Below are 17,640 nucleotides of genomic sequence, written 5' to 3' on the forward strand. Positions count from 1 at the left end.
TGTGCACGATCGGCGGACAGGCTGTGCTTGACCCGGAAAACGCGAGCCTTATCAACGATGCAGCGGCTGGCACGGCCGTTGCTGTCATCGGTCGACCATATACGGGGACCGGATCGACATGCCTCACAGCCTCACTGCCGCCCGATCCCTCACGCGGCGCCTCGCCCTCGGCACCCTCCTGGCAGGGGTCGCGAGCCTCGGCCCGGTCCGGGCCGCCGAGCCCGTCCGGATCGGTCTCGTCACCGCGCTCAGCGGCCAGTCGGCGAAGTCGGGCGAGGCGATCTCCCGCGGGATCGGGCTCGCGATCGAGGAGATCAACCGCCGCGGCGGCGTCCTGGGCCGGCCCCTGGAACTCGTCGCCCGCGACGACGAGGCCAACCCGTCGAAGGGCGTGCTCGCCGCCCGCGAGCTGATCCAGCGCGCCGGGGTCGTCGCGCTGATCGGCGGCCTCGACACGCCGGTCTCCATGGCGATCGTGCCGATCGCCAACCAGATGAAGGTGCCCTTCGTCGGGCCCTGGGCGGCCGGGACCGGCATCACCCGGAACGGCGCCGCCGACAACTACGTGTTCCGCGTCTCCGCGGTCGACGCGCTCGTGGACGAGGCCCTCGTCGCCTACGCGGTGAAGACCTACGGCGCGAAGAAGCCCGGCGCGATCCTCGTCAACAACGCCTGGGGCGAGTCGAACCAGCAGGGGCTCGTCGCGGCGCTGAAGGCCGCGAATCTGTCTAGCGCCGGCATCGAGAAGTACGAGGCCAACGACATCGACATGGTCCCGCAGCTCTCCCGCCTGCGGGAGGCGGGGGCCGACGCGCTGTTCCTCGTCGGCAATGTCGGCCCCTCCGCCCAGGTGGTGAAGTCCCTCGACCGGATGGGCTGGACCGTGCCGGTGATCTCGCACTGGGGTCCGGCCGGCGGGCGTTTCGACGAACTCGCCGGTCCCGGCGCAGCGCGGGTCCACTTCGTCCAGACCTTCACCTTCGCGGGCAACGACAGCCCGAAGGCGAAGGCGGTGCTCGATGCCCTGAAGGCGAAGTACCCGGCGATCAAGTCCATGGCCGACGTCACCCCCGCCGTCGGCATCGCCAACGCCTACGACGCCACGCACCTGATCGCGCTCGCGATCCAGGCGGCCGGCTCCACCGAGGGGCCGAAGGTCCGCGACGGCTTCTACAAGATCTCGGCCTATGCGGGCCTGATCAAGACCTACGAAGTGCCCTTCGCCAAGGATCGGCACGACGCATTGAGGCCGGACGACTACATCTTCGCGACCTTCCGCAACGGCGAGATCGTCGCGGTGGCCAAATGAGCCGCCCTCCGAGCCGACGCAGGGAGAAACGCCCATGCTGACCGGAACCCTCGTCAGCGGGCTCGGCCTCGGCAGCATGTACGGGCTGGTGGCGCTCGGCTTCCACATCACCTTCGCGGTCTCCGGCACCGTGAACTTCGCGCAGGGCAGCGCCGTCACCCTCGGGGCGGTGCTGGGCTACACCTTCGGCGTGCAACTCGGCTGGCCGATGCCGCTGGCGCTCGCCGCGGCGCTCGCCGGCTGCGCGCTCCTCGGTCTCGCCGTCGAGCGCCTGCTGGTGCGCCCCTTCGTGGTGCGCGGCTCCGACGCCTGGCTCCTGGCGACGGTGGCCGGCGGCATCATCCTCGACAACGCCCTCCTGTTCACCTTCGGCAAGGAGCCGCGCAGCCTGCCCTCCGGCCTGGTCTCGGCCCCCGTCCAGGTTCTCGGCGCCGGCATCTACCCGCTCCAGCTCGTGATCCCGGTGGTGGGCGTCGCCGCCGCGGTGGCGATCCGCGCGGTGTTCCGCGGGACGGAACTCGGCCGCGTGCTGCTGGCCGTGGCGCAGAACGCCGAGGCCGCGCGGCTGATGGGCATCGATGTCGGCCGCACGGTGGCAAGCGCCTTCGCGCTCTCGGCGGTGCTCGCAGGGACGGCGGGCCTGCTCATCGCGCCGCTCTTCTCCGTCTCGGCCGAGATGGGGGCGCTGTTCGGGATCAAGGCCTTCGCGGTGGCGATCCTCGGCGGCATCGGTTCGGCCACCGGCGTGGTGCTGGCGGGGCTGCTCTACGGCCTCGTCGAGGCCGGCGTCACCGCCACCTTGGGCTCCGGCGCGACCCAGATCGTCGTCTTCTCTGTCATCATCCTCGCGCTGGCGCTCCGCCCGAACGGCCTGCTCGGCCGGGCCGCCGTCAACAAGGTCTGACCCATGCGCTCGCTTCTCGGAGCGCCGGCCGCGATGCCGCTCGCCATCCTGGCCCTGACGCTCGCGGGGCTCGGCCTCGTCGTGGGCACGAGCGGCTACAGCCACTTCGTCATCGCGCTTGTGGCGCTGACGGTCGTGGCAGGCACTGGCCTCAACGTCCTGCTGGGCTTGGCCGGCCTGATCTCCTTCGGCCATGCCGGGTTCTACGCGCTCGGCGCCTACGCGAGCGCGATCCTGACGCTCAAGGGCGTGAGCTTCTGGCTGGCGCTGCCCGCCGCGGCCGGCCTCTCGGCGCTCGTCGGCGCGGCGCTCTCGGTGCCGGCGATGCGGGTGCGCGGGCCCTACCTCGCCATGGTGACGATCGCCTTCGGCTTCCTCGTCGAGCACGCGCTTATCGAGGGCGGAGACCTGACCGGCGGGCAGAACGGCCTCGTCGTCGCTGCCGGCCCGAGCCTGTTCGGCCTCCCCCTCGGGGAGCGCGGCCTCGCCTGGATCGCGGTGATCGGGGCGGGCCTCAGCCTCTACGGCTTCCACCGGCTCCGCCATGCCCGCCTCGGCCAGGCGATGCGCGCGGTGCGGGACGCGGACGTGGCCGCCGCCTCGCTGGGCTTCGACCCGGTCCGGGTGAAGACCGCCGCCTTTGCCATCTCGGCGGCGCTGACCGGGCTCGCGGGCGCGGTGCTGCCGCCGCTGATGCTGTTCATCGCGCCGAGCTCGTTCCCGTTCACGCAGTCGATCCTGTTCGTCCTCGCGGTGGTGGTCGGCGGGGCCGGCACCGTGCTCGGGCCCCTGTTCGGCGCGCTGGTGACGGTGCTCCTGCCCGAGGCGCTGGCGGGGCTTGCCGAGTACCGGCTGCTGTTCTTCGGGCTGACCACCCTGGTGGTGCTCTGGCTCGTGCCGGCGGGCCTCGTCGGCAGCCTCGCCCGGCTCCTGCCGCGGGGCGGCGAGGCGCGCCCGGAGGCGGCTGGGGAGGCGCCGGACTTCCTGCACAGGGACGCGCGCGCGCCGCTCGCCGTCGAGGGGCTCGGGATCGCCTTCGGCGGCATCCGGGCGGCGGAGGGCGTGGCCTTCGCGGCCCTGCCCGGCGCGATCACCAGCGTGATCGGGCCGAACGGGGCGGGCAAGACCACCGTCCTCAACATGATCTCGGGCTTCTACCGGCCAAGCGCCGGCACGATCCGCCTCGGCGATCTGGAGCTCGGCGGCCGCCCGGCCCACGCGATCGCCCGCGCGGGAATCGCCCGCACCTATCAGACGACCCGCCTGTTCGGCTCGCTCAGCGTCGTCGAGAACGTCGTTCTCGCGCGTGCCCCAGGGCGCCTGCTGCGCCGGATGCGGGCGCGGGACCGGCAGGAGGCTGCGGCGCTGCTGGCCTTCGTGGGCTATGCCGGCGCCCTCGACCGGCCGGCCGCTGAGCTGCCCCATGTCGATCGGCGGCTGGTCGAGATCGCCCGCGCGCTCGCCGGAGCCCCCCGGGTACTGCTCCTCGACGAGCCGGCCGCGGGCCTCGCCCGCGCCGAGACCGACCGCCTCGGCGAATTGCTGCGCCGGATCGCGGCCTGCGGCATCGCGGTGATCCTCGTCGAGCACGACATGCCCCTGGTGATGGGCGTGTCCGACCGCATCCTCGTCATGGATGCGGGCCGCCCGATCGCCCGCGGCACCCCCGCCGAGGTGCGCCGGGATCCCGCCGTGCTGCGGGCCTATCTCGGCGCCGCCGACGCCCCGGCCCGGCCGCGGGCCGCGCCCTGGAGCGGTCCGGCCGACGCGGTTCTCTCCGCCCACGGCCTGCGCGCCGGCTACGGCGCCGCGCCCGTCCTCGATGGCGTCGCGCTCGCGGTGCGGCCGGGCGAGACGGTGGCGCTGCTCGGCTCCAACGGGGCCGGCAAGTCGACGGCGATGCGCGCGCTCGCGGGCCTGCTGCGCCCGGTCGAGGGCTCGGTGGTGCTGGCCGACGCCCCGATCGCCGCGCTGCCGGCCCACAGGATCGCGCGCCTCGGCCTCGCCCTGGTGCCGGAAGGCCGGCAGGTCTTTCCCGAACTCACCGTCGTCGAGAACATCCGCCTCGGCGCCTGGAGCCGCGGTGGCCGGGTCGATCCGGCCGAGGTCGAGGCGCTGCTCGACCGGTTCCCGCGCCTGCGCGAGCGGGCGGCGAGCCGCGCCGGCCTGCTCTCGGGCGGGGAGCAGCAGATGCTCGCGATCGCCCGCGGGATGATGGCGCGCCCGCGCATTCTCCTGCTCGACGAGCCCTCCCTCGGACTCGCACCCGCGATCATCAACGCCCTCTACGCCACCGTCGCGGAGCTGCGCGACCAGGGCACCACCATCCTGATCGTCGATCAGATGGCCGCGCTCGCGCTGACCGTGGCGGACCGGGGTTACGTCCTGGAGCAGGGATGCATCGCCGCGTCGGGCACCGCGGCGGAGCTCACGGCGGACGCGGCGCTCGAAGCTGCCTATCTCGGAGCCGCGTGAGGCGGCGCGTGCCCGCGCATGACAGGATCGAGATTTTCCCCACAGAGACCTTCCCGTGACGATTTCGGAGCCGACCATGTCGAGCCACGGCCGCTACACCTACTCCGCCCTGCCGGACCGGCCCGTCTACGACTGGCCGGGGGGGCGGCGCCTCGCGGTCTACCTCGCGCTCAACCTCGAGACCTTCGACTTCGGCGCGGGCCTCGGGGCCGAGCTGGCGCCGGGCGGTCCGCAGCCGGACGTGCTGAACTATGCCTGGCGCGACTGGGGCAACCGGGTCGGCGCGTGGCGCGTGCGCGACATGCTCGACGCCTTGGGCGTGCCCGCGAGCGTTCTCGTCAACAGCCGGCTCTACCGGGACTGTCCGGGCCTGATTGAGGCCTTCCGCGCGCGCGGCGACGAGATCGTCGGGCACGGGCGCACCAATGCTGAGCGCCAGGGGACCTTGAGCGAGGCGGAGGAGCGCGCGCTCATCGCGGAGGCGACGGAGGTTCTGACGCGCGAGGAGGGTCGGGCGCCCGCGGGCTGGCTCGGACCCTGGATCTCGCAGTCGCGGGTCACCCCCGACCTTCTGGCGGAGGCCGGCTACCGCTACCTGCTCGACTGGTGCCACGACGACCAGCCGACCTGGTTCGTGACCCGCGGCGGCGGGCGCATCCTCTCGCTGCCCTACCCGCAGGAGCTGAACGACATCCCGGCCATCGTCGCCCGCAAGGACACGGGCCGGGACTTCGCGGAGGCCGTCACCGACGCCTTCGAGGAGATGCTCGAGCAGTCGCGCCGGGCGCCGCTCGTCATGGGCATCGCGCTCCATCCCTACATCGTCGGCCAGCCGCACCGGCTGCGCCCCCTGCGCCGGGCGCTCGAACGGATCGCCGGGCAGCGGGACGCGGTCTGGATCACCACGGCCGGGGCGATCGCGGCGCACGCCACCGAACGGGTGAAATAGCGGCCCGGCGCGGCCGGCGTGCAACCCCGGGCTCCGTCGCGAGGCCCGGGCCCATCCTCAGATTCGCCGCTTTCACCGGCCACGCCGCGCCATCGGCCCCGCTCGTCCGGGCGGCGCCATCCCGCAGGGCTCCATCCCGGTGATCCGCTTCGACAACGTCACCAAGGTCTACAAGACGGACGGCCACCGCCGCACCATCCTGGAACGGGTCTCGCTGACCCTGAAGCCCGGCATCAGCTACGGCATCCTCGGCATCAACGGCGCCGGCAAGTCGACCACGATGCGCCTGATCGGCGGCGTCGAGGACCCGACCCGGGGCCGGATCCACCGGGGCCTGCGGGTGTCCTGGCCGCTCGGCTTCGGCGGCGGCTTCCACCCGCAGATGACCGGGCGCGACAACGTCATCTTCGTCGCCCGCATCTACGGTGAGGACCCCAAGCGGGTGCTCGAATTCGTGGAGGACTTCTCCGAACTCGGCAGCTACCTCGACGTGCCGATCCGGACCTACTCCTCGGGCATGGGCGCGCGCCTCGCCTTCGGGATGAGCATGGCGATCCCGTTCGACTGCTACCTGATCGACGAGGTCACGGCGGTGGGCGATGCGCGCTTTCAGAAGCGCTGCTCCGAGGTCTTCTCGCAGCGGCGCAAGAGCGCCGACGTCATCATGGTCTCGCACTCGATGGAGACGATCCGCGAGTGGTGCCAGCAGGGCATCGTCCTGCTCAACGGCCGTGCCATCGTGTACGAGGACGTCAACGACGCCATCGAGGTCTACCGCCGCCTGAACGCCTGAGCGGGCGCAAGCCCGGCGCTGGCGTGATCTGAACGGACATGCTTTCGCCGCGGGGCCGTGCGATGCGAGTCGCGCTGCCCCGGACGCGAGCAGCCCCATGAACGCAGGCCCATGAACGTCGAGATCCGCAATCCGCAAGGGCAGCCGCTCACCACCGCGGACAAGTCGAACGCCGTGGCCGAGTCGCTCCGGCAGTTCGCCCGGATGTCGCGCTTTGCCGACCGCCGGAAGGGCATCCGGTCCTACCAGAGCCACGTGAAACGAGACCCGTGGCTGCCGGTGCTGTTCGTCGTCTGCTTCGTGCTGCCGACGCTCATGGGCGCGGTCTATTACGGGCTGATCGCCTCCGACCGCTACGTCACCGAGGCGCATTTCGCGATCCGCCCGGCGCTCGGCGGCGCCGAGAAGGCCAATCCCGATTCGGTCGGCACCAACTCGGGCGTGCCCAAGGAACTCATCGCCCAGGACACCCTGATCACCTACCAGTACGTGCTCAGCCGGCCGATGCTGGAGACGCTGGAGAAGGAACTGCCCCTGCGCGCCTGGTTCAGCCGCGACAGCATCGATTTCCTCTCCCGCTTCGACCCCGAGAAGCCGATCGAGAAGTTCATACGGTACTGGAAGGAGCGCGTCGCCATCTCGGTGGAGTCGGGCTCCGGCATCATGGTCCTGACGGTCAACGCCTTCGACCCTCAGGAATCGCTCACCCTCATCCAGGCCATCCTGAAGGAGGCCGAGGCGGTGGTGAACCGGCTCAGCCTCAACGCCCGGACCGACGCGGTGGCGGAGAGCAACCGCGAGCTGGCGCTCGCCGAGGAGCGGATGCGCAAGGTCCGCCTGGAGGTGCGCGACCTGCGCAACCGCGACGGCGTGCTCGACGCGCAGAAGACCAACGAGGCGAATCTGAAGACGATCGCCGAGCTGCGCACCGCCCGCGTCGAGAAGTCGATCCAGCTCACGGTAGGCCAGCGCGACCTCGGGCCGAACTCCAACCGCATCATCGAGCTGAAGACGCAGATCCGCGACCTCGACGAGAACATCGCCCGGATCGAGCGCCAGTCCACGAGCCAGGACGCCGAGCAGAAGCGCGTGCTCGCCGACGCGCTGACCCGCTTCGAGGCGCTCGACAACGAGCGCAAGAACGCGGAGAAATATTACGCGGCGGTGCTGGCGGCCAACGAGCGCGCCCGCATCATCGCCACGCGCCAGATCGAGTTCTTCAGCTTGATCGTGCCGCCGGTGCTGGCCGAGTCCGCGATCCAGCCGCGGCGCGTGCTGATGATCTGCCTCATCGCCGCGGGCTCCGCCGTGCTGTTCGCCGGAGCCCTGTTCGCCCGCAAGCAGATGGTCTGACGCAGGTCGGCTCCCTGCGGGCGTCCCGACGCCTCGCGGGCGAAGCACTGCCGCACTGCGGCAAGCCCCCGTCCCGTCACGCGAAACGCCCGCGCGGTGCTTGCCAGCGCGCGGCGAGTCGGGGCAGGGTCGGGGTGACACGGGCCGTGCTGCGGAGCCTGACGCGATGATCAACGATGGACCCGACCACGCCGCCGGGCTGCAGGCGGTCGCCGACCGCTACGGCGTCGGGCTCGACGCCGTGCGCCACCTGATGCACGCGCTGGAGCGCGGCCAGGGCAGCATGGCGCAGTTCAACCATCCCGATCTCGGTGGGATGGGCCAGTGGTCGGCCGGCGGCATGATCATGGTCGGCGACATGTTCAACACCGAGCTGAAAGCGCGGGTCTCCGGCCTCTGCAACGAGCTCGCCGCCGCGCTGCCGCCCGGCGGCTGGTCTTCGGGCGGGGCGCCCGGGGGGCAGCGGGGCGGCGGCGAGTGGTGGCCGGCCGATCTGGGCCATCCGTCGAGCACGGGCTCGCAGAACGGAATGCGCTACGCCTACTTCCCGGACAGCAACCGGCTCGCGATCGAGTCGGGCACGGGCGTCGCGCTCTACGACACGGACGGGCACCACATCTCCGGCGTCTCGCAGTCGAACGGCGGCGTGAGCTTCTCGGGCCCGCAGGGCGCCGTCGCCATCGAGCACCTGCGCCGGATCGGTGCCGAGGCCGAGGCGGCGATGCGCCAGCCCGCCGAGATGCCGGTCTCGCAACCCGAGGCGCCGCAGGGCTACGCCCCGGCCCCGAGCTACGCGAGCCCGCCTTCCGGCGCCTCCGGCGACGTGCTCGGCACGATCGAGCGCCTGTCCGAGCTGCACGGCCGCGGCGTTCTGACCGACCAGGAATTCGCGGAGAAGAAGGCGGAGCTGCTCGCCCGTCTCTGAGGATGGGGCCATATCAGGCCGGCGCCCGCGCCGCCGGCCCCATCCCCGTTCCGCTCCTTGGCCCTCACCCGCGACCTGCTCGACATCCGCCGGATCTACCACGAGGCCGCCGTGCCGGATCACCGGCGCGGCGCCGAGATCCTGGCGCGCTTTCCCGACGCGGAGCGCATCCTCGTCCCGTCGCACTGGAACATCCCGGAGCTGCACGGCAATGCCGGCTCCGTGGAGGACTGGGTCCGCCTCAAGCGCTCGACGCTGGTGCTCGGGGTGAAGAAGGGGCTCACGATGCGGCCCAACGGGCGCAGCGCCCACTTCATCGCGCCCTCGACCTCGAACGGCTGCGCCATGGCCTGCGCCTACTGCTACGTGCCGCGCCGCAAGGGCTTCTCCAACCCGATCTCGCTCTTCGTGAACACGGAAGCCGCCTGCGCGGCGATCGCCCGGCACGCGGGGAAGCAGGGCCCGCTGCCGGAGCCCGACCAGATCGATCCCGCCCACTGGGTCTACGATATCGGCGAGAACGGCGACCTCTCGGTCGATGCGGCGCTGACGGAGGGCGTGCGGGACTTCGTGGAGCTGTTCCGGACCCTGCCCAACGTCAAGGCCTCCTTCGCCACCAAGGCGGTGAACCGCGACCTGCTGGGCTACGACCCGCAGGGCAAGACGCGCATCCGCTTCTCGCTGATGCCGGAGAGGGTCGCGCGGGTGGTCGACGTGCGCACGGCGCCGATCCCGGAGCGGATCGCGGCGATCGATGATTTCGTGGCCGCGGGCTACGAGGTGCACGCCAACTTCTCGCCGGTGATCCTCTACGAGGGCTGGGAGGCCGATTGGCGGGCGCTGTTCGAGCAGATCGCGGCCTGCACCTCGGCGCGCGCCCGCGCGCAGCTGCGCTGCGAGATCATCATGCTGACCCACAATGCGGGGCTGCATCAGGTCAATCTGGGCTGGCACCCGAAGGCCGAGGCGCTGCTCTGGCGGCCGGACATCCAGGAGGCGAAGGTCTCGGAGGGCGGGGGCGAGAACGTGCGCTACCGCGCCGGCTGGAAGGGCCGCTGGCTCGCCCGCTTCAAGGCGCTGCTCGCCGAGACCCTGCCGGACTGCACCGTGCGCTACGCGTTCTGAACCCGAGCACCCGGTGTCGCGTTACCAGTGCCGCGGTTGCCCCGGGAATCCTTGGGAGAGCCTTCAGTGACGGACCACGCATCCCACCTCGCCGAGGCGGTCGCGATCGCCCGCCGGAACGTAGACGAGGGCGGCTCACCCTACGGGGCGGTGATCGTGCGGCAGGGCGCCGTGCTGACCCGCGCGGCCAACACGGTCCACCGGACCAACGACCCGAGCGACCACGCCGAGATGGTGGCCCTGCGGGAGGCGAGCCGCCTGCTGGGCAGCCGCGACCTCTCGGATTGCGTGATGTACGCGAGCGGCCAGCCCTGCCCGATGTGCCACGCGGCGATGCGGCTCGCGGGCTTTCGCCAGGGCTACTTCGCTTACGCGGCCGAGGAGGCCGAGACCTACGGGGCGGGCTCGGCGACGATCTACGCGGAACTCTGCCGGCCGCTCGCCGAGCAGCCGATGCGGCTGGAGCACCGGCGGCCCGAGGGCGAGAGCCCCTACCCGGCCTGGGCCGCGAAGAAGCGGGGCTAGAGCATCATCCCGAAAGGTGGTTGCCGGCTTTCGGGATGATGCAAAACCAAGGGACGAGAGCATCGTGCTGGATCCGATAGCCAGCACGATGCCCTAGAGCCGGACGCGTTCGCCCGACCGAGAGGGTTCAGGCCGCGGGTGCGTCCTCCTCCGGCTCGGGATCGGCCGTCCAGGCGGTGGCGAAGGCCGCGAGCCCGCGCGCGTCGGGGAAGGCCAGCACCGTCACGGTGCGCTCGGCCGGCGCCGCCCCCGGATAGGGGGCGAGCGCGATCGTGACCTCGGCCAGCCGGGCTTCCGGCGTCTGCGCCGCGACCCAGGCCGCGGCCGCGTCCGTGAGCCGGTCGGGCGCGGCGAGCGCCCGGGAATCGGACCGCAGCACGATCACGTAGGAGCCGAGGCTCGGATCCGCCTCCTGGACCGCCTTGACGATGTCGATCACGCGCCGCGCTCGGGGAAGTCGTTGATCTGGACCTGGGCCTGGCGGTCGGTGAAGTTCGGGATGTCCCCGAAGATCTCCGGCCCGTGCGCGGCCGCCGCCTTTCCGAAGGCCTCCTGCGACTCCCAGGTCAGCAGGGCCATCACCTGATAGGGCGCCTCGCCCCCGTCCGGCGTCGAGACGCCGCGCACGATCTTCGCCTCGTGCAGGCCGAAGGAGGACCAGCGCTCGCGCACCAGCGGCATGTGGTGGCCGAGATAGTAGTCCATGTCGAAGCGGCCGCCGGCCGGGTACATCACGCTCACGAGGACCATTGCTTCTCTCCCTGCCGGCCCGTCTGGCGCGGGCCGACCCAGCAGCGATCTAGAGCGCTCTCCGCCGAAGTGGATCCCGGTTCGGCGAAAGAGAGCGCGTCGAAACAAGGACTTAGAGCCGCTCCCGATGGTGTTGCGGTCGGGAGCGGCTCCGAGACGGTTCAGTCAAGACGGCTCAGTGCAGCTTCACCCGCGGCTCGGTGCGCCGGGTGAGCGCCCGGGCGGCGGCGTCCAGCGCCGTCTTGATGGTGCCGTGCAGCGCCCGCTCGTGCATCTTGTAGAGCGAGCGGTACATCAGCCGGGCGAACAGCCCGGCGATGAACATGTTCTTCCCCTGGATGAAGCCCATCAGGCTTCCGACCGTCGAGTACTCGCCGAGCGAGACCAGCGAGCCGAAATCGCGGTAGCGGAACGGCGTCAGGGGGCGCCCCTCCATCTTGGCGGGGATCTGCTTGACGAGGTAGGTCGCCTGCTGGTGGGCCGCCTGGGCTCGGGGCGGCACCGGCGTGTCGGAGCCCGCCTCGACGAGGTAGGCGCAGTCGCCGATCGCGAAGATGTCCGGGTCGCGCGTGGTTTGGAGCGTCGGCGTCACCACGAGCTGGTTGGTGCGCGTGGTCTCCAGGCCGCCGATATCCTTCAGGAACGTGGGCGCCTTCACGCCGGCCGCCCAGACCACGAGCTCGGAGGGGATGAAGGCTCCGTCGGCCAGCGCCACGCCGTCGGCCCGCACCTCGGTGACGCGGGCGCGCACCCGCACCTCGACGCCGATCTTGGTCAGCAGCGCCATCACCTCCGCGGAGAGGCGGTGCGGCACCGCCGGGAGGATGCGGTCGGCCGCCTCCACCAGGGTGATCTTGAGGTCCTTGTCCGGGTCGATCCGGTCGAGACCGGTGCCGACCACGTGGCGCAGGGTGCGGTGCAGCTCGGCCGCCAGCTCCGTGCCGGTTGCGCCCGCGCCGATCACCGTGACGTGGAGCTGGCCCGGCCGCACCGGCCCGGTCTGGGTGTGCGCGCGCAGCATCGCGTTGACGAGACGCTGGTGGAAGCGCACCGCCTGCGCCTGCGTGTCCAACGCGATGGCGTGCTCGGCCACGCCCGGCGTGCCGAAATCGTTGGTCGTGGAGCCCACCGCCATCACCAGCGTGTCGTAGGGAATCGCCCGCTCGGGCGTCACCTCGCGCCCCTCAGCGTCGTGGCTCGCGGCGAGCTGGACCGTGCGCGCCGCGCGGTCGAGTCCGGTCATCTGGCCGATGCGGTAGCGGAAATGGTGCTGGTGGGCGTGGTGCAGGTAATCGACCGCGTGGTGGCCGATATCCAGGCTGCCGGCCGCCACCTCGTGCAGGAGCGGCTTCCAGATGTGGGTGCGGGCGCGGTCCACCAGCGTGACGTGCGCCCGGCCCTTGCGGCCGAGCTTGTCCCCGAGCTGCGTCACGAGTTGGAGGCCGGCGGCGCCGCCCCCAACCACCACGATGCGGTGCAGGCCGCTCTCCTTCTCGGCAGGTACCATTCCGTCCCCTCAGCACTCGCCGGGCCCGTACGTCCCGCTACGCGATCCCATCCCTGCTTACACAGGATACCCATCTGTATGCCAGATCTTCCCGCGGCCCCGTTCGGCCCGGCCGGCGGGGCCGTTCAGGCCGGCGGCGCGCCGGGCTGCCGCAAGGGGTGGGCCTCGGCGAATGCGGGAAGCGCGAGGCATGCCTCGGCGATGCGGGCCACGGTCGGGTAGGGCTCGGTCGGCACCGTGAAGATCTTCGTGCCGACCCACAGGCTGACGAGGCAGAGGTCGGCGTGGCTGACCTGATCGCCCTGGCAGAACCGGCCGGTCCCGGGCTCGCCCGTCAGACGCTTCTCCAGGGTCTCCAGCCCGGTGGTGAAGCTGTGGCGCACGAACGCCATCATGCGCTCCTTGGGCAGCCCGTAGGCCTCCATCAGGTAATTGCGCACCCGCGGGACGTAGAGCGGATGGGTATCGCAGGCGACGACCTGGGCGAGCGAGCGGACCCGCGCCCGGGCCCGCGGATCCTCCGGCAGGAGCCGCACGCCGCCCCGCGTCTCCTCGAGATAGTCGAGGATGGCGAGCGACTGGGTCAGCGGCGGGCCGTCGCCGTCGAAGAGCGCCGGCACCGCGCCCTGCGGGTTGATCGCCCGGAACTCCGGCTTGTGCTGATCGCCCGCGTCGAGGTCGATGAAGGTCTCCTCGTAGGAGATCTGCTTCAGCTTCAGGGCAATCCGCACCCGGAAGGCGGCGGCCGAGCGCCAGTTGCCGTACATCTTCATGCGTGTGCCTCCCGTATCGTTCCGCGGAGGACACTCCAGCGCGGCCGGAACCGCAAGGGCCGTCCCGGTCGCGATCGACCGAACGCCCCGCCATCTCCCGGCCGGGAACCTGCCCGGCGCTGCGGCGCGTTGCCCCGGCGGCCGCTTCCTGCAAAGACACGTGCTCAAGGACACGCTTCGGGCCCGCGCCGGCCCGGCGCGCCGCGACGGAGCACCGGGATGCAGATCGCCACACCCTATCTGATGTTCCTCGGCGACGTGCCGGACAAGCTCGCCGCCAAGACCGCCTACGGCATCGCCGACTGGCGTCCCGAATGGTGCGTCGGCCAGATGCGGCTCCCCGGCTGCGCGGCCGATCTCGGCATCCCGGACCTCACCCTCGACGAGGCCATCGCCAAGGGCTGCAAGACCCTGGTGATCGGCGTCGTCAACGCGGGCGGCGTGCTGCCCGAGCACTGGGTCTCGGAGATCGTGGCCGCCCTCGATGCCGGCCTCGACGTGGCGAGCGGCCTGCACGCCCGGCTCGGCGCGGTGCCGGCGATCGCCGAGGCCGCCGAGCGCAGCGGGCGCCAGCTCCACGACGTGCGCCACACCAGCGAGACCTTCGCCACCGGCAAGGGCACGCGGCGCGCAGGCCTGCGCCTGCTCACGGTCGGCACCGACTGCTCGGTCGGCAAGAAGTACACCGCGCTGGCGCTGGAGAAGGGCATGCGCGCGCGCGGCCTCGACGCGGATTTCCGCGCCACCGGACAGACCGGCGTGTTCATCTCCGGACGGGGCGTGGCCATCGACGCGGTGGTGGCCGACTTCATCTCCGGCGCCGTCGAGTGGATCGCGCCGGCCGCCGCGCCGAACCACTGGGACCTGATCGAGGGCCAGGGCTCGCTCTTCCACCCGTCCTTCGCGGGCGTCAGCCTCGGCCTCCTGCACGGCGCGCAGGCGGACGCCTTCGTGGTCTGCCACGAGCCGACCCGCACCACGATGCGCGGCGTGCAGCACCCGCTGCCGACGATCCGACAGGTGATCGACCTCACCGTGCAGCTCGGGCAGCTCACCAACCCGGAGATCCGGCCGGTCGGCATCGCGGTCAACACGCAGGCGCTGGAGGAGGCGGAAGCGCGCGCGCTCCTCGACCAGCTCGCCGCCTCGCACGGCCTGCCGGCGACCGACCCGGTGCGCTTCGGCGTGGACGGCCTCGTCGACCGGATCGTCACCGAGTTCCCGGGAGCCTGAGGCGATGACCCGCCGCCTCACCGTCGCCGTCGAGCGCTTCCCGATCGCGGGCGCCTTCACGATCTCCCGCGGCAGCCGCACGGAGACCGCCGTGGTCGTCGCGCGCGTCGCCGACGCGGCGGGCCTCGCCGGCCAGGGCGAGTGCGTGCCCTACGCCCGCTACGGCGAGAGCGTGGAGAGCGTCGCCGCGCTGATCACGGCGCAGGACGAGGCCGTGGCGGCGGGGCTCACCCGTGCCGAGCTCCTGGAGCACCTGCCCGCCGGTGCCGCCCGCAACGCGCTGGACTGTGCGCTGCTCGACCTCGAGGCGAAGCAGCTCGGCCGGCCCGCCTACGAGATCCTGGGGCTGTCGGCCCCGGCGCCCGCGATCACCGCCTATACGCTGAGCCTCGGCACGCCGGAGAGCATGGAGGAGGCCGCCCGCAAGGCGGCCGCCCGCCCGCTCCTGAAGGTGAAGCTCGGCGGCGAGGGTGACCCCGAGCGGATCGCCGCCGTGCGCCGCGGCGCGCCGGTCTCCCGCCTCATCGTCGACGCCAACGAAGCCTGGCGGCCGGAGACGCTGGAGGCCAACCTCGCGGCCTGCGTCGCGGCCGGTGTCAGCCTGATCGAGCAGCCGCTGCCGGCGGGCGACGACGCGGCGCTCGAGGGGATGGAGCGCCCGATCCCGATCTGCGCCGACGAGAGCCTGCACGACCGCGCCGGGCTCGACGCGCTGGCCGGCCGCTACGACGCCGTCAACATCAAGCTCGACAAGACCGGCGGGCTGACCGAGGCGGTGATGCTCGCCCACGAGGCGCGGGCGCGCGGCCTCTCGCTGATGATCGGCTGCATGGTCGGCACCTCGCTCGCCATGGCGCCCGCCATGCTACTCGCCCACCACGCGGACTACGTCGATCTCGACGGTCCGCTGCTGCTCGCCCGTGACCGCGAGCCGTCCCTGCGCTTCGAGGGCAGCACGATCCACCCGCCGGAACCCGCCCTCTGGGGTTGAGGGCGGGTTCCGGTAGATCGCGTCCGTGGCCGCGGATCCCCCTCTCCCCGCACGGCGGGGAGAGGGGATCAGCCATCTGGATTCGAATTGACGGACCGTAGGCGGTCTTGAGCCCCGCTCAGCGCTGCGGCGTCGCCACCACGGCGAGGCCGAGGCGGTCGAGGGCGTCGCGCAATCCCGCATCCTCGATGCGCGAGACGGCCTGGGCCACCTCGCCGCGCCGGCCGGGATCGACCTCGCGCCGCCGGGCGGGCGCGCCGGGCCGGCCGACCCGGTCCTGCTTCATCACGATCCGCCCGATGCAGGCCCAGCCGTAATGGGCGTTGATGCGCTGGATCACCACGGGTACGAGGTGCTGCAGCTCGATCGCGAACACGCTCTCGACCTGCACCACGAGAGTCCCCGAATCGGGCGCCTCGGCGCTGTTGCGGCGCTTGCGCGGCCACTCGATCCGCGCGGGGCGGCAGTAGCGGGCGAGCCGCGCGCCCACGATGTCGGGCCAGGCCGCCAGGATGTCGGTCGAGGCGAAGCCCTGCGCGGCGAAGGCCGGCCCGATGCAGCCCTCGATCAGCTCCGCCAGCGGTTTGACGCGCGCCATGGTCTCTCGAACGCCTCAGCGGCCACGCCCGGACTGTAACCTGCCGATGGTTAACGCGGCAGCCCTTTGAACGGGCCTCCGCACCGGCTATCACCGACCCGATGCCTGCGCCCGACCCGTCCGACCCGGGCCTTCCGCCCGCCCGCGCGGCCGACCTCCTCGCCTGGTACGACCGGCACCGCCGCGTCCTGCCCTGGCGGGCGCTCGCCGGCGAGACGCCCGATCCCTACCGGGTCTGGCTCTCCGAGGTGATGCTGCAGCAGACCACGATCGCGGCGGTCCGCCCCTACTTCGAGAAATTCCTGGCGCGCTTCCCGGACATCGCGGCCCTGGCGGCCGCGCCCGAGGAGGCGGTGATGTCGGCCTGGGCCGGGCTCGGCTACTACTCGCGGGCGCGCAACCTGCACGCCTGCGCCAAGGCCGTGGCGGCGGCCGGTTCCTTCCCGGACACGGCCGAGGGCCTGCGCAAGCTGCCCGGCATCGGCGCCTACACGGCGGGTGCCATCGCGGCGATCGCCTTCGACCGGGCCGAAGCGGCCGTCGACGGCAATGTCGAGCGGGTGATGAGCCGCCTCCACGCCGTCGAGGCGCCGCTGCCCGGGGCGCGCACCCAGATCCGGCGGCTGACGCAGGCCCTGGTGCCGGCGGACCGGCCGGGCGATTTCGCGCAGGCGCTGATGGATCTCGGCGCCACGATCTGCACGCCGAAACGGCCCGCCTGCGCCCTCTGTCCCTGGCTTGCGCCCTGCCACGCCCGGGCCGCGGGCACGCAGGAGACCTTTCCACGCAAGATCAAGGCGGCGAAGGGGGCGCTGCGTCGGGGAGCCGCCTTCGTGGTCCTGCGCGCGGGCGACGAGGCGGTGCTGCTGCGGACCCGCCCTCCGGAAGGGCTCCTCGGCAACATGGCCGAGCCGCCGACGAGCGCCTGGGAGACCGACTACGACCCGGCGGGCGCGCTCCTCGACGCGCCCCTCGACGCCCGCTGGAAGCGGCTGCCGGGCCTCGTGCGCCACGGCTTCACGCATTTCCCGCTGGAGCTGACGGTGTTCCTGGCCCGCGTCGCCCTGAACACCGCGCCGCCTCCGGGCATGCGCTTCACGCCTCGGCGGGATCTGTCCGAGGAGCCGCTGCCCGGCCTGATGCGCAAGGTCCTGGCCCACGCCTTCGACCCGCAGCCTGAGCCGGAGAAGAAGCCGCGCGGCCGCCCGAGAAAGGAGCCGCCGCCGATGCCGCTGCTGGCCGTGTTCGACGCGCCCGAGGTCGTGGTCGAGCCCCCGCCTCGCTTCCGCCCGGTACCGAAGCCGCGCCCGCGGGCAGCGGAGGTGACGAAGGAGCCGGACGCGGACGAGATGTTCCCGGATGAGACGCCGGTGGTTGCCGCTCCGCGCAAACCGGTGCGCGGGGCTGGTCGGCGACGCTGAAGGCGGCCT

Annotated in this window: 17 protein-coding genes; 12 read left to right on the plus strand and 5 right to left on the minus strand. The window is 72.2% G+C overall.

The window, feature by feature from the left end:
* Nucleotides 1-118 precede the first annotated feature (118 nt).
* The 9 genes from DK427_RS07115 to DK427_RS07155 all read left to right on the plus strand — a co-directional run bounded on the left by DK427_RS07115 (nucleotide 119) and on the right by DK427_RS07155 (nucleotide 10,358).
* Complete coding sequence (locus DK427_RS07115; protein WP_109950650.1) at nucleotides 119-1,309, plus strand: ABC transporter substrate-binding protein; 1,191 nt, start codon at nucleotides 119-121, stop codon at nucleotides 1,307-1,309.
* Between the two features lie 34 nt (nucleotides 1,310-1,343).
* A complete protein-coding gene (locus DK427_RS07120; RefSeq protein ID WP_109950651.1) occupies nucleotides 1,344-2,213 on the plus strand; it encodes a branched-chain amino acid ABC transporter permease in 870 nt (289 codons plus the stop codon).
* 3 nt (nucleotides 2,214-2,216) lie between these two features.
* Nucleotides 2,217-4,688 carry a branched-chain amino acid ABC transporter ATP-binding protein/permease gene (locus DK427_RS07125; RefSeq protein ID WP_109950652.1) on the plus strand — a complete coding sequence of 824 codons (2,472 nt, stop codon included), beginning with the start codon at nucleotides 2,217-2,219 and terminating at the stop codon, nucleotides 4,686-4,688.
* A gap of 76 nt (nucleotides 4,689-4,764) precedes the next feature.
* Complete coding sequence (locus DK427_RS07130) at nucleotides 4,765-5,637, plus strand: polysaccharide deacetylase family protein (RefSeq protein WP_204165283.1); 873 nt, start codon at nucleotides 4,765-4,767, stop codon at nucleotides 5,635-5,637.
* 139 nt (nucleotides 5,638-5,776) lie between these two features.
* Complete coding sequence (locus tag DK427_RS07135) at nucleotides 5,777-6,430, plus strand: ABC transporter ATP-binding protein (RefSeq protein ID WP_109950654.1); 654 nt, start codon at nucleotides 5,777-5,779, stop codon at nucleotides 6,428-6,430.
* A gap of 111 nt (nucleotides 6,431-6,541) precedes the next feature.
* Nucleotides 6,542-7,783 carry a KpsE/RkpR family capsule polysaccharide export protein gene (locus tag DK427_RS07140; protein ID WP_109950655.1) on the plus strand — a complete coding sequence of 414 codons (1,242 nt, stop codon included), beginning with the start codon at nucleotides 6,542-6,544 and terminating at the stop codon, nucleotides 7,781-7,783.
* A gap of 166 nt (nucleotides 7,784-7,949) precedes the next feature.
* The gene (locus tag DK427_RS07145; RefSeq protein ID WP_109950656.1) at nucleotides 7,950-8,708 is read left to right on the plus strand and encodes an SHOCT domain-containing protein; all 759 of its coding nucleotides are present in this window, start codon (nucleotides 7,950-7,952) and stop codon (nucleotides 8,706-8,708) included.
* Nucleotides 8,709-8,765: 57 nt separating this feature from the next.
* Complete coding sequence (locus tag DK427_RS07150) at nucleotides 8,766-9,833, plus strand: spore photoproduct lyase family protein (RefSeq protein ID WP_109950657.1); 1,068 nt, start codon at nucleotides 8,766-8,768, stop codon at nucleotides 9,831-9,833.
* A 66-nt stretch (nucleotides 9,834-9,899) separates the two neighbouring features.
* Nucleotides 9,900-10,358 carry a nucleoside deaminase gene (locus DK427_RS07155; RefSeq protein ID WP_109950658.1) on the plus strand — a complete coding sequence of 153 codons (459 nt, stop codon included), beginning with the start codon at nucleotides 9,900-9,902 and terminating at the stop codon, nucleotides 10,356-10,358.
* Between the two features lie 127 nt (nucleotides 10,359-10,485).
* Here DK427_RS07155 and DK427_RS07160 read toward each other — a convergent pair whose 3' ends face one another.
* From DK427_RS07160 to maiA, 4 genes are all read right to left on the minus strand, one after another.
* Nucleotides 10,486-10,797, minus strand: coding sequence for a hypothetical protein (locus DK427_RS07160; RefSeq protein ID WP_109950659.1), 312 nt, complete (start codon nucleotides 10,795-10,797; stop codon nucleotides 10,486-10,488).
* Nucleotides 10,794-11,108 (minus strand): EthD family reductase, encoded by a 315-nt coding sequence (locus DK427_RS07165; protein WP_109950660.1) that lies wholly within the window; start codon nucleotides 11,106-11,108, stop codon nucleotides 10,794-10,796. The genes DK427_RS07160 and DK427_RS07165 overlap by 4 nt, the downstream gene beginning before the upstream one ends.
* Nucleotides 11,109-11,283: 175 nt before the next feature.
* Nucleotides 11,284-12,615, minus strand: a complete 1,332-nt coding sequence (locus DK427_RS07170; RefSeq protein ID WP_109950661.1) for an NAD(P)/FAD-dependent oxidoreductase — start codon at nucleotides 12,613-12,615, stop codon at nucleotides 11,284-11,286.
* Between the two features lie 125 nt (nucleotides 12,616-12,740).
* Nucleotides 12,741-13,388, minus strand: a complete 648-nt coding sequence (maiA, locus tag DK427_RS07175) for a maleylacetoacetate isomerase (protein WP_109950662.1) — start codon at nucleotides 13,386-13,388, stop codon at nucleotides 12,741-12,743.
* A 219-nt stretch (nucleotides 13,389-13,607) separates the two neighbouring features.
* On the opposite strand from maiA, the gene dgcN reads away from it, so the two are divergent.
* Together dgcN and dgcA are read left to right on the plus strand one after the other, a co-directional pair.
* Complete coding sequence (gene dgcN, locus DK427_RS07180; protein WP_109950663.1) at nucleotides 13,608-14,621, plus strand: N-acetyltransferase DgcN; 1,014 nt, start codon at nucleotides 13,608-13,610, stop codon at nucleotides 14,619-14,621.
* A 4-nt stretch (nucleotides 14,622-14,625) separates the two neighbouring features.
* Nucleotides 14,626-15,612 (plus strand): N-acetyl-D-Glu racemase DgcA, encoded by a 987-nt coding sequence (dgcA, locus tag DK427_RS07185; RefSeq protein ID WP_109950664.1) that lies wholly within the window; start codon nucleotides 14,626-14,628, stop codon nucleotides 15,610-15,612.
* A 118-nt stretch (nucleotides 15,613-15,730) separates the two neighbouring features.
* Here dgcA and DK427_RS07190 read toward each other — a convergent pair whose 3' ends face one another.
* Complete coding sequence (locus tag DK427_RS07190; protein WP_109950665.1) at nucleotides 15,731-16,210, minus strand: DUF721 domain-containing protein; 480 nt, start codon at nucleotides 16,208-16,210, stop codon at nucleotides 15,731-15,733.
* Nucleotides 16,211-16,311: 101 nt separating this feature from the next.
* On the opposite strand from DK427_RS07190, the gene mutY reads away from it, so the two are divergent.
* On the plus strand, nucleotides 16,312-17,631 hold the full coding sequence (mutY, locus tag DK427_RS07195) for an A/G-specific adenine glycosylase (RefSeq protein ID WP_109950666.1): 1,320 nt from the start codon (nucleotides 16,312-16,314) through the stop codon (nucleotides 17,629-17,631).
* The last annotated feature ends 9 nt before the right edge of the window (nucleotides 17,632-17,640 follow it).

Source organism: Methylobacterium radiodurans, from assembly GCF_003173735.1.
GTDB classification, from domain to species: Bacteria; Pseudomonadota; Alphaproteobacteria; order Rhizobiales; family Beijerinckiaceae; genus Methylobacterium; species Methylobacterium radiodurans.

Excerpts from the sequence above, each read along its gene's own strand:
- DK427_RS07145 (WP_109950656.1), top strand. The coding sequence starts at position 7,950 with ATGATCAACGATGGACCCGACCACGCCGCCGGGCTGCAGGCGGTCGCC.
- dgcA (WP_109950664.1), top strand. The coding sequence starts at position 14,626 with ATGACCCGCCGCCTCACCGTCGCCGTCGAGCGCTTCCCGATCGCGGGC.
- DK427_RS07140 (WP_109950655.1), top strand. The coding sequence starts at position 6,542 with ATGAACGTCGAGATCCGCAATCCGCAAGGGCAGCCGCTCACCACCGCG.
- DK427_RS07125 (WP_109950652.1), top strand. The coding sequence starts at position 2,217 with ATGCGCTCGCTTCTCGGAGCGCCGGCCGCGATGCCGCTCGCCATCCTG.
- DK427_RS07130 (WP_204165283.1), top strand. The coding sequence starts at position 4,765 with ATGTCGAGCCACGGCCGCTACACCTACTCCGCCCTGCCGGACCGGCCC.
- DK427_RS07165 (WP_109950660.1), bottom strand. The coding sequence starts at position 11,108 with ATGGTCCTCGTGAGCGTGATGTACCCGGCCGGCGGCCGCTTCGACATG.
- DK427_RS07170 (WP_109950661.1), bottom strand. The coding sequence starts at position 12,615 with ATGGTACCTGCCGAGAAGGAGAGCGGCCTGCACCGCATCGTGGTGGTT.
- dgcN (WP_109950663.1), top strand. The coding sequence starts at position 13,608 with ATGCAGATCGCCACACCCTATCTGATGTTCCTCGGCGACGTGCCGGAC.
- mutY (WP_109950666.1), top strand. The coding sequence starts at position 16,312 with ATGCCTGCGCCCGACCCGTCCGACCCGGGCCTTCCGCCCGCCCGCGCG.
- DK427_RS07190 (WP_109950665.1), bottom strand. The coding sequence starts at position 16,210 with ATGGCGCGCGTCAAACCGCTGGCGGAGCTGATCGAGGGCTGCATCGGG.
- maiA (WP_109950662.1), bottom strand. The coding sequence starts at position 13,388 with ATGAAGATGTACGGCAACTGGCGCTCGGCCGCCGCCTTCCGGGTGCGG.
- DK427_RS07115 (WP_109950650.1), top strand. The coding sequence starts at position 119 with ATGCCTCACAGCCTCACTGCCGCCCGATCCCTCACGCGGCGCCTCGCC.
- DK427_RS07120 (WP_109950651.1), top strand. The coding sequence starts at position 1,344 with ATGCTGACCGGAACCCTCGTCAGCGGGCTCGGCCTCGGCAGCATGTAC.